At 68.9% G+C, this 9475-nt stretch carries 11 protein-coding genes and 1 pseudogene; 3 read left to right on the forward strand and 9 right to left on the reverse strand.

The features are described from left to right. Position 1: 1 nt before the first annotated feature. The 6 genes and pseudogenes from H1R19_RS00135 to H1R19_RS00165 form a co-directional block, all read right to left on the reverse strand. Complete coding sequence (locus H1R19_RS00135; RefSeq protein WP_219850280.1) at positions 2-706, reverse strand: type 1 glutamine amidotransferase domain-containing protein; 705 nt, start codon at positions 704-706, stop codon at positions 2-4. A 139-nt stretch (positions 707-845) separates the two neighbouring features. Beyond that, a complete protein-coding gene (locus H1R19_RS00140) occupies positions 846-1679 on the reverse strand; it encodes an SDR family NAD(P)-dependent oxidoreductase (RefSeq protein WP_219850281.1) in 834 nt (277 codons plus the stop codon). Between the two features lie 64 nt (positions 1680-1743). Beyond that, positions 1744-1983 carry a hypothetical protein gene (locus tag H1R19_RS00145; RefSeq protein ID WP_219850282.1) on the reverse strand — a complete coding sequence of 80 codons (240 nt, stop codon included), beginning with the start codon at positions 1981-1983 and terminating at the stop codon, positions 1744-1746. A gap of 69 nt (positions 1984-2052) precedes the next feature. Beyond that, positions 2053-2322: pseudogene (locus H1R19_RS00150) on the reverse strand (ABC transporter ATP-binding protein); the annotation flags it as partial. A gap of 499 nt (positions 2323-2821) precedes the next feature. Further along, complete coding sequence (locus H1R19_RS23095) at positions 2822-3415, reverse strand: DUF4190 domain-containing protein (RefSeq protein WP_223205450.1); 594 nt, start codon at positions 3413-3415, stop codon at positions 2822-2824. Positions 3416-4033: 618 nt separating this feature from the next. Beyond that, on the reverse strand, positions 4034-4213 hold the full coding sequence (locus H1R19_RS00165; protein ID WP_188330629.1) for a hypothetical protein: 180 nt from the start codon (positions 4211-4213) through the stop codon (positions 4034-4036). A 111-nt stretch (positions 4214-4324) separates the two neighbouring features. Here H1R19_RS00165 and H1R19_RS00170 point away from each other — a divergent pair, with 111 nt between their 5' ends. Both H1R19_RS00170 and H1R19_RS00175 read left to right on the forward strand, forming a co-directional pair. Continuing rightward, positions 4325-4846, forward strand: coding sequence for a peptidylprolyl isomerase (locus H1R19_RS00170; RefSeq protein WP_188330630.1), 522 nt, complete (start codon positions 4325-4327; stop codon positions 4844-4846). A gap of 212 nt (positions 4847-5058) precedes the next feature. Further along, on the forward strand, positions 5059-5772 hold the full coding sequence (locus H1R19_RS00175) for a rhomboid family intramembrane serine protease (protein WP_188330631.1): 714 nt from the start codon (positions 5059-5061) through the stop codon (positions 5770-5772). An 18-nt stretch (positions 5773-5790) separates the two neighbouring features. Here H1R19_RS00175 and H1R19_RS00180 read toward each other — a convergent pair whose 3' ends face one another. Beyond that, positions 5791-6291, reverse strand: coding sequence for a PH domain-containing protein (locus H1R19_RS00180; RefSeq protein ID WP_219850283.1), 501 nt, complete (start codon positions 6289-6291; stop codon positions 5791-5793). Between the two features lie 120 nt (positions 6292-6411). Then, the gene (gene crgA / locus H1R19_RS00185) at positions 6412-6702 is read right to left on the reverse strand and encodes a cell division protein CrgA (protein WP_188330633.1); all 291 of its coding nucleotides are present in this window, start codon (positions 6700-6702) and stop codon (positions 6412-6414) included. A 150-nt stretch (positions 6703-6852) separates the two neighbouring features. Here crgA and H1R19_RS00190 point away from each other — a divergent pair, with 150 nt between their 5' ends. Further along, positions 6853-7512: an aminodeoxychorismate/anthranilate synthase component II gene (locus tag H1R19_RS00190; protein WP_219850284.1), complete on the forward strand. Its 660-nt coding sequence runs from the start codon at positions 6853-6855 to the stop codon at positions 7510-7512. A gap of 10 nt (positions 7513-7522) precedes the next feature. On the opposite strand, the gene pknB is transcribed toward H1R19_RS00190, so the two are convergent. Further along, positions 7523-9469 (reverse strand): Stk1 family PASTA domain-containing Ser/Thr kinase, encoded by a 1947-nt coding sequence (pknB, locus tag H1R19_RS00195; RefSeq protein ID WP_219850285.1) that lies wholly within the window; start codon positions 9467-9469, stop codon positions 7523-7525. Positions 9470-9475 lie beyond the last annotated feature (6 nt).

The raw sequence follows: 9475 nt of genomic DNA on the forward strand, positions 1-9475 counted from the left end.
GTCAGGCGTTCTCCAGGCGGTCGACCACGGCGCGCGCGAGCGACTCCGACGACGCCGGGTTCTGGCCGGTCAGCAGGTTGCCGTCGCTCTCGAGGTGAACCGCCCACGGGTCGCCGGTGGTGACCTTGACACCCGCCTGGGTGAGACGGTCCTCGAGCAGCCATGGTGCCTTGTCGGCGAGGCCGGCCTGCTGCTCCTCGGCGTTGCTGAACCCGGTGACGGTCCGGCCGGCGAAGGCGTTGACCCCGTCGCCGTCGGTCGCGGCGAGCAGGATCGCGGGTCCGTGGCACACCACCCCGATGGGGAGCTCGGCTCGATCCGCGTCGACCAGAAGCGCGCCGGCGTCGGCGTCGACCGCCAGATCCTCCATCGGTCCGTGGCCGCCGGGGACGAACACCGCGTCGTAATCGGCGATGGTGACGTCGGACAGGGAGATCGGTTTCTGCAGTTCCGGTGCCGTCTCGACGACGTGCCGGATCTCGGCCGCACGGTCGGCGGATCCGATGCTGTCCACACTCAGGCTGTTCTCGTCGACCGGTGGACGGACCCCGCCGGGCGTCGCGACGGTGACCTCGTACCCGGCTGCGCGGAAGACCTCGAGGGGCGCGACGGCCTCCTCGGCCCAGAACCCGGTCTTGTGACTCGAGCCGTCGTTCAGCGTCCAGTGGTCGGCGCCGGTCATGATGAAGAGAATCTGTCGGGCCATCTCGAGCCTCCTTCGTCGTGGGACGTCGATCCGTCCGGACCGATGCGTCGCGTGCGTCAGTGCCCCGCCCGCCAACGTAGACGCCGCTCGCGGCCCCGGCCACGACGCAGGTCAGGCCGCCGGCGGCAACGCTCCGCGGTCAGGCCAGGCCGGTGAGTTCGGCGCTGCGCTGCCACAGTCCGTCGATGAGTGACCGGTCGTGCGCCTGACGGTTCTCCCGGCCGTTGGCCCGGTGACGGCTGAAGTACACACCGTTGACCGAGGGGTCGGCGCCGCGCTCGGCGAGGGCGATCAGTGGTGCAGCGCCCTGCTCCGGGGTGATCGTCACCAGTCGGGTCAACGGTGACCGGTAGGCGAGTCCGACGAACCGTGAGTCGCGACCGAAGCTGGTCGCCGCCGGGCCGGGATGCACTGCGGCAGAATAGATCCTGTCAGCTGTCCAGCGCTGGGCGATCCCTCGGGTGAACAGGATGTTCATGAGCTTGGCCGTGCCGTAGGTCCGCAGGCCCAGTGCGCGTCGCTTCTCGAAGTCGAGGTCGTCGAGATCGACATGCCCGAAGAGATTGCCGACGCTGGACGTGTTGAGCACCAGTGAGGCGTCGGCGGCGGCCAGACGGTCCCGCACCAGGTTGGTCAGCAGGAACGGCGCCAGATGGTTGATCTGGAAGTTCGGCTCGTGTCCGTCGGCCGTCCGGTCGGAGGGGTTGAAGGTGCCGCCCGCGTTGTTCATCAGGACGTCGATGGCGCCCACGGACGAGTTGATCTCGGCGGCCAGATCGCGCACCTCGTCGAGCCGGGCGAAATCCGCGGTGAACTGGGTCGCGCCCGTCTCGGCGGCGATCGGGGCCAGCTTCCGGGCCGAACGGCCGACGACCACGAGGTCGGTCCCCGGACCGGCCAGCGTCCGGGCGGCTATTGCCCCGATGCCGTCGCTGGCCCCGGTGAGCACGATCGTTCGGGTGACATCACCCATCACACCTCTCCCATCGGCGGGTTTCCCCGCTGTCACTCTTCCCCGCTGTCACTCTTCCCCGCTGTCACTGGCCCTCGGCGGTGCCTTCCGAACCGCCGAGCGCATGTCCCTGATCCGAATGATCGGCGGCAGGAGCGGCGTCGTAGGCACCCTTCTCCTCCGCGATGCGCTCGGTCTCACCGATAGGAGTGTCGTCTTCGCCGGGGAAGATTGTCCGCGGTTTGTGCTGATCGGCGGGCATGTCGGGGTCCTCCTCGAGTGCGGCGTCGGTCGATGTCCAGGTGGGGTCGTCGTTGTCAGGCATCTCTCCACCATGCCCGAGGCCCCCGCTATCCAAACGACCTCGCGATCCGAACGGCGCCGCGATCGGGACTCAGCCGACCTCGATCCGCGGAACGGCCGCGAGCAGCTCGCGGGTGTAGGGATGTTGCGGGTCGTCGAAGACCGCGTCGGCCGTGCCGTACTCCACCACCTCGCCTGCGCGCATGACCGCGATGTCGTCGCTGACATGGTGGATCACACCCAGGTCGTGGGAGATGAACACCAGCGCCACACCGGTTTCGGTTTGCAGACGCGCGAGAAGATCCAGGATGCGGGCCTGGATGGACACGTCGAGGGCCGAGACCGGCTCGTCGCAGACGATGGCCCTGAGACCGCGCCTGGTGAAGGTGGTTCTCCCGATCGACCGCGCCGGGGTCAGCGTGGTGGACGACTGGGACGGCATCGGCCAGCATCGGACAGGAACCGGCACAACGCATCTCCGGAAGGTGCGGGTCACCGCCGAGGACATCCTCGAGTACATCGACCTCGACGAGGACGGCCCGCCGACCGCGAATGACGGCCCACTGCTGCAGCTGTTCCTCCAGGCGCTGATCGCGGGCATCCTGCAGTCGGTGTCCGACGACGCGGTCGCGCTGCTCACCTCCCGGACGCGCACGTTCGAGCACGCACCGTCGCCGGACCCGCGCCTCGACCCGATCCTGCTGGAACGGATCGGGGAGATCGACGCGGCGGCGCACGTGGCGCGGGATGCGGTCCTGTCCGGCCCGGCACGTGGAGACGGCGAACGCACTCGCCCGACGCGGGACCGCACTGCCGGGCAACGGCTACTTCTGAGTCCGCCTGTGTCCCGGACGATCGGCTCAGGCGGCGAACAGGATCCAGCCGTAGACGATCAGGCCGAACACCAGTACCCCGAGGTAGGCCCAGCCCAGCCAGATCGCGGCGGTGGCGTAGGGCAGCCCCGTCTCGCGGCTCCGAAGGATCTGTGACCGCGCGCGGTAACCCAGGACGAGACCCACGACGAAGGTGATTCCCAGCAGCGAGAACGCCAACGCCCACAACGCCGTTCGATTGAGGCGTGGACCGGTGCCGGATTGCGGAACCACATTGTCCTCCGGTTCCTGATGGGTGGGTTCGATTGCTGAATATGCCTGGGACACCGGTGAAAACGTGGCCGTACTCTCCGCGGCGTCGTCCTCATCACGGGTCTTGTCGTCGGCGTGACCGGCCTTGTCGGGGAGTCCGCCGGAGACGCCGGCCGTGCGCGGAGAGTCGGGGCCGGCCGGCCGGGACTCGGAGGGCCCGACGCCCCGAGGTGTGTCGAAGAACGGATCCGAGCGTTCACCCGGAGGGGTGATGACCGGTCCCGGACGGCCCGATGGGGGACCCGTGGGGCCCGTGTTGTCGGTGGGCCGGAACGGTCGATTGCCCTGCAGCGGATGGTTGTTCCCCATCGGCGGGCCACCCGGCGCGGGGCGAGGCCCCGGGGGCGGCCGGTGCCCCGCAGGTCCATTGGTGGAGGGCCCGCCGGTGGGGGCAGGAGGCCGCTGTCCGGGACCACCCGGTCCGGGACCACCTGGGCGGGGCCCACCCGGAACGTTCGGGCGGGGGACCGGCCCGCTGGCGTGCGAACCGCTGCTGTGCGAACCGCTCGTGTGAGCACCGCTGGTGTAGGCGCCGAACGGCGCGCCGGGCCCCGCAGTGGGGGGCGGTCCGGCCGGGCGTTGCGGCTGCGACGGTCGCGGCCCACCAAGGGGAGGACCGGGACGGGTCGAGGCGCCGGGCGGGGGAGTGAACGCCGCCCGCGGCCCGCTTCGATCAGCACTATCGGCGTCGGTCCGGTCGGGACCGGGGGATCCGGGTGCACTGATCGGCGCGCTGGGCACCCGTTCCCAGGGGGCCGGGCTGCTCGACGGAGACGTCTCGTCGGGCGTCGACCACGATTCGCGGGCCCGCTGGGCCGCACCACCTGAGTCGGTGGGCGGGTTCGGAGAGCGCTCGTCGTCAGAGGTCACGTGTCCAAATTTACCTGTGTGTCGTGCCGGGGTCGGTGGGAGGCAGCAACCGGGGTGTCACGACGCCTGCGACTCCGTGCTCTCGGCGAGCGCCTTGCGGATCTCCTCGACGCGGGGAACGGTCGGGGCGACGGGGGGCGGATCCTGCCGCGCGCGACGCAGGACGACGACGCCGATCCCGGCCGTGAGCGACGCCGCCAGCACACCCAGTGCTGCGAGAAGATAGTTCTTGGGCATGGGGACCAGAGTGCCAGTCGGGAACCGTCGATGCCACCTCGGCCCGGCGCGTTTCCGCACCTCGAGGGCATCTCCGAACCTCCGCTACACGACAAGTGGTTGGATGGAGGGGTGACTACACAGAAAACCTCCGCAGTCATCCACACCAACCGCGGCGACATCAAGGTCGACCTGTTCCCGAACCACGCGCCGAAGACGGTCGAGAACTTCGTCGGCCTCGCCGAGGGCACCAAGGAATACAGCAAACCGAACGCGTCCGGCGGAAACTCCGGCCCGTTCTACGACGGCTCTGTCTTCCACCGGGTCATCCCCGGCTTCATGATCCAGGGCGGCGACCCGACCGGAACCGGCATGGGCGGACCGGGCTACCAGTTCGGCGACGAGTTCCACCCCGAGCTGCAGTTCGATCGTCCGTACCTGCTGGCGATGGCCAACGCCGGTCCGGGCACCAACGGCTCGCAGTTCTTCATCACCGTGGGCCCGACCCCGCACCTCAACCGTCGCCACACCATCTTCGGTGAGGTCACCGATCCGGCGTCGCAGCAGGTCGTCGACGCGATCGCGACCACGTCGACCGATCGTCAGGATCGCCCGCTCGACGCGGTCGTCATCGAGAAGATCGAGGTCATCTGACTTTCCCGGAGCACACCGCCCCGCATCGGGCGGTGTGCTACCGGCACCCCGACCGTCCCACCGGCCTGTCCTGCACCCGGTGCGGGCGGCCGGCGTGTCCTGAGTGCCTGCGTCCGGCCGCGGTCGGCCAGCACTGCCTCGAGTGCCTCCGCAACGACGGCGTCCAGCAGGCACCGGCCTTCGGCGGCCCGCAAGGCCGGGGCGTCGGGTCGATGACGCCCACCCGCCTGGTCGCCGACCGGCCGTACGCGACCTACGCCCTCATCGCCGTCAACTTCGTCGTCTACGCGCTGTGTATCGCGCAGGCAGGGGTCGGTGATCCTGGGAGAGCCGCGCTGTTCGCCAACGGCGACCTCCTCAAGAGCGACGTGGCCGCCGGCGAGTACTGGCGCCTGCTGACCTCGGGATTCCTGCACTTCAGCGTCACGCACGTGGCGGTCAACATGCTGTCGCTCTACATTCTCGGTCGCGCCGTCGAACCCGCACTCGGCGTCGCCCGCTATCTCGCGGTGTACTTCATCGCCCTCTTCGGCGGCAGTGCCGCGGTCATGCTCTTCGAGAACGACGCCGCGCTCACCGCCGGTGCCTCGGGAGCCATCTACGGCCTCATGGGCGCGATGCTCGTCATCATCCTCAAATCCCGCGTGTCCCCGGTCCCGGTGCTCCTGATCATCGGATTCAACGTGGTGCTCTCGTTCTCGCTACCGGGAATCTCGGTACTCGGCCACCTCGGCGGGCTCACCTTCGGCGCGGCCGCCACCGCAGCCATCGTGTACCTACCCGGCCTCGTGCTACCGGCGCGTCGCCGAACCCCACAGGCCGCGAGCCGGGTCGGATGGATCGCGCTCGCAGCGCTTCTCGTCGTCGCGTTGGGCCTCGGTATCGGTGCCGGCCTCTCCTACGACGGGCTGACCTACATCCGCTGAGCCCTCGGGCCCGGACCGCTACTCGTCGTCGACGACGAACCCGGCGGCGCGCAATGCGTCGACCACGGAGAACAGGTCGGCCCCGAGATCCCACCGGCTGAACACCACGAGACGGGTGTCCTCGCGTGGGGCACCGCCCGGTGCGGGCGGTATCGACGGCGCGTCGTCGGCGAGGACGTCGATCTCCAGCTGGCCGACGCGGCGCCCGACCCTGCGCAACGACAACATCCGGATGCGTTCGACGCGGTCCGGCGTGTACGTACGTCGCCCGCCCAACGTGCGGATCATCAGGGTCGGCGGGACCCCGTCGGAGATCGCCAGCCGGGGCCGGACGAGCAACGTGTAGGCCCCGAGGGCCGCCAGCAGCACCCCGGCGACACCCATCAGCACCGACCCGGCCGGATCGGCGGAGACGACGACGGCGGCGGCCAGCAGGATCACGCCGCCGACGCAGCCCGCGATGCCGGCCGCGCGGGGCGTCGCCCACGCCTGTGTGTAGAGCTCAGCAGAGTTATCCACAGGAGTTACTCACAGTGGGGAGAACTTACACACATGTTATTTCCACACTGTGGATAACTTACATCGATGTGATTTCGCAGGTCAGATGCTTTCACTAGGTGAAGGACCGGGCTGTGGACGTCAGCGCCACCGCATTGTCATCAACAGGCCTGCCACCATCAGGGAGAAACCGATGAGGAAATTCCACGAATTGAGTTCGGCCATCCAGTGGAGAACCTGACCCTCGGAGCCGTAGGCGGTGGGCGTGGCGGCCAGGTAATAGACGACGAGCCAGGCGAGCCCGAGCAGCATCAGACCGAGCATCGCACCCACATAGATGGTGCTGGAAGGACCGGTCTTGACCTTGATCGGCGTCCTGCTCGCCGGGTTGATCGTGTAATCGGTCTTCTTCCGGACTTTTGACTTGGGCATGACTTCCTCTGTTGTGCTGCACCGCCGGAGCGGTCGTACGCGAGCGGGAGGCGGACACACGTCCCCCCACGGTTGGAAAACACTCGAGTTCTACGGTATCTCACCAGGTCGCCGACGGGAGCACCCACTTTCAGCGGTAGCCTCTTGAACGTGAGTCGCATCCTGGTAGTCGACAACTACGACAGCTTCGTCTACAACCTGGTCCAGTACCTGGGTCAGCTCGGTGTCGAGGCGGTCGTCTGGCGCAACGACGACCCGCGACTGTCCCCCTTCGACACCGAACACCTCCGCGAGGCGGTCGCCGGTTTCGACGGTGTCCTCCTCAGTCCCGGCCCCGGGACCCCGCAGCGCGCCGGCGCCACGATGCCGATGGTCTCCGCAGCCGCAGCCGAAGAACTCCCGCTGCTCGGGGTCTGCCTGGGACATCAGGCGATCGGCGCGGCGTTCGGCGGCACCGTCGACCGCGCCCCCGAACTCCTGCACGGCAAGACCTCACTGGTCTTCCACGACGACAAGGGCGTCCTCGAGGGCCTGCCGGATCCGTTCACCGCGACCCGCTACCACTCGCTGACGGTCCTCCCCGAGACCATCCCCGACGAACTCGTCGTCACCGGGCGCACCGAGTCGGGCATCGTCATGGCGATGTCCCACCGCGAGCTGCCGATCCACGGTGTGCAATTCCATCCGGAGAGTGTCCTCACCCAGGGCGGGCATCGGATGCTCGCGAACTGGCTCAAGGTCTGCGGAATCGAGATCGACGAGACCCGGGTCGCCGCGCTCGAGGCGGAGATGGCGACCGCGATCGGTTGATCGCCGGCGCTCAGTTCGGCAGCAGGCTGGCCTGGCCGACGACGATGGTGATCGACCCGCTCTTGCGCGCCTTCGATCCCGGGTTCGGTTCCTGCCCGATGACGCGACCGTCGTCGGGGCTCCCCAGCGGCACGTTGCGGGTCTGACGCGTCAGCGTCGACCGCTCCCAGCCGGCCCGCGCCAGCTCGCCCTGAGCCTCCGCCGGGGTCTTGCCCCGCAGATTGGGGACCGTGAACAGGTTGCCGCGCGACACCGTGATCTGCACGGTGCTGCCCTGTTGGGTCGTCGATCCGGGGCCCGGCGAGGTGCTGATGACCTCACCGGCAGGCCGGTCGGAGTCGGCGGCCACCGACACCACGTCCATGCCGAGGTCTTCGAGGATCGCACGGGCACGGTCGTCGGGCATGCCGACCACGTCCCGGACGGTGACCTCCTTGGGCCCGTTGCCCACGTTGAGGACAACCGCGCCGTTCACCGGCACCTCCGTGCCGATCTTCGGGGCGGTCGAGACGACCCTGTCCTTCATGTCGATCGCCGAGTCGACGCGTTCGGACCTGACATTGGTGAATCCGAGGACCTTGAGTGCGTCGAGGGCCTCGGCCGGCGACTTGCCGACCAGGTCCGACGGTAGGCGGACTCGCTGGGGACCCGACGAGATGTAGAGGGCCACCTCGGAGCCCTTGGCCGCGAGCACACCTTCGCCCGGCGTCGACCGCGTGGCGAACCCCGCCTCCACGTCGAGGCTCGGTTCCTCGAGCACCCGCACCCTGAATCCGGCTCGATCCAGCGATGCCCGCGCGTCGTCGGAGCTCAGCCCCGACACGGCGGGCACCGACACCTCCGGGTCCGAACCCGAACTCCAGGGCGCCCACAGGAACAGCGTGCCGACCAGCAGCACCACGGCGGCGATCGCGCCGGCCATCAACCAGCGGGACCGATGCCGCGGGGTCTCGTCGTCATCCTGGCCGCGCCGGTGGTTGCCCCCGGCACCGTTCTCGGGGCGGGCGGGGACGGCGCGTCGCGGTCCGCCGGTCTCCGCGCGGGCCGCTCGCCGCGGCCCGGTGTCGATGAATTCGGTGCGCTCCTCGTCGGACAACAGCATCGGCGCCGACGGCTTGCCACCGGCGAGCACGCGGATCAGGTCTGCGCGCAGATCCGCCGCCGACTGGTAGCGGTTCTCCTTGTTCTTGCTCATCGCCTTGAGGACGACGGAGTCGAGTTCGCGCGGGATCTCGGGACGCACATGCGACGGCCACGGCGGATCCTCGTGGACGTGCTGGTGGGCCACCGCGACCGGTGAGTCCCCGGTGAACGGCGGCTCGCCGGTCAGCAGTTCGAACAGCACGCAGCCCATCGAGTAGATGTCGCTGCGCGGGTCGACCTTGATGCCGCGTGCCTGCTCGGGCGAGAGGTACTGCGCGGTGCCCATCACCGCCGACGTCTGTGTCATCGTCGACGTCGAATCGCTCATCGCCCGCGCGATGCCGAAGTCCATCACCTTGACCGCGCCGGACTTGTCGATCATCACGTTCGCCGGCTTCATGTCCCGGTGCACGATGCCGTTGCGGTGGGAGAAATCCATCGCGGCCGCCACGTCGGCCATCCAGGTCATCGCCTGACGGGGAGCGATGGGACCGTTGGCGCGCAGAATGTCCCGCAACGTGTCGCCGTCGACGTACTCCATCACGATGAACGGCAACGGGCCGTCCTCGGTCTCGGCCTCACCGGTGTCGAAGACCTGCACGATGGTCGGGTGGTTCAGCTTCGCCGCATTCTGCGCCTCACGACGGAACCGGAGGTAGAACGACGGGTCGCGGGCGAGATCGGCACGCAGCACCTTGACCGCGACGTCGCGGTGCAGCAACACGTCACGTGCGAAGTGCACCTCGGACATGCCACCGAAGCCCAGCGTCTCGCCGAGCTCGTAGCGGTCTGAGAGGTGGTGTGGTGTCGACATCAGCCT

Source organism: Gordonia jinghuaiqii (assembly GCF_014041935.1).
Taxonomy (GTDB): domain Bacteria; phylum Actinomycetota; class Actinomycetes; order Mycobacteriales; family Mycobacteriaceae; genus Gordonia; species Gordonia jinghuaiqii.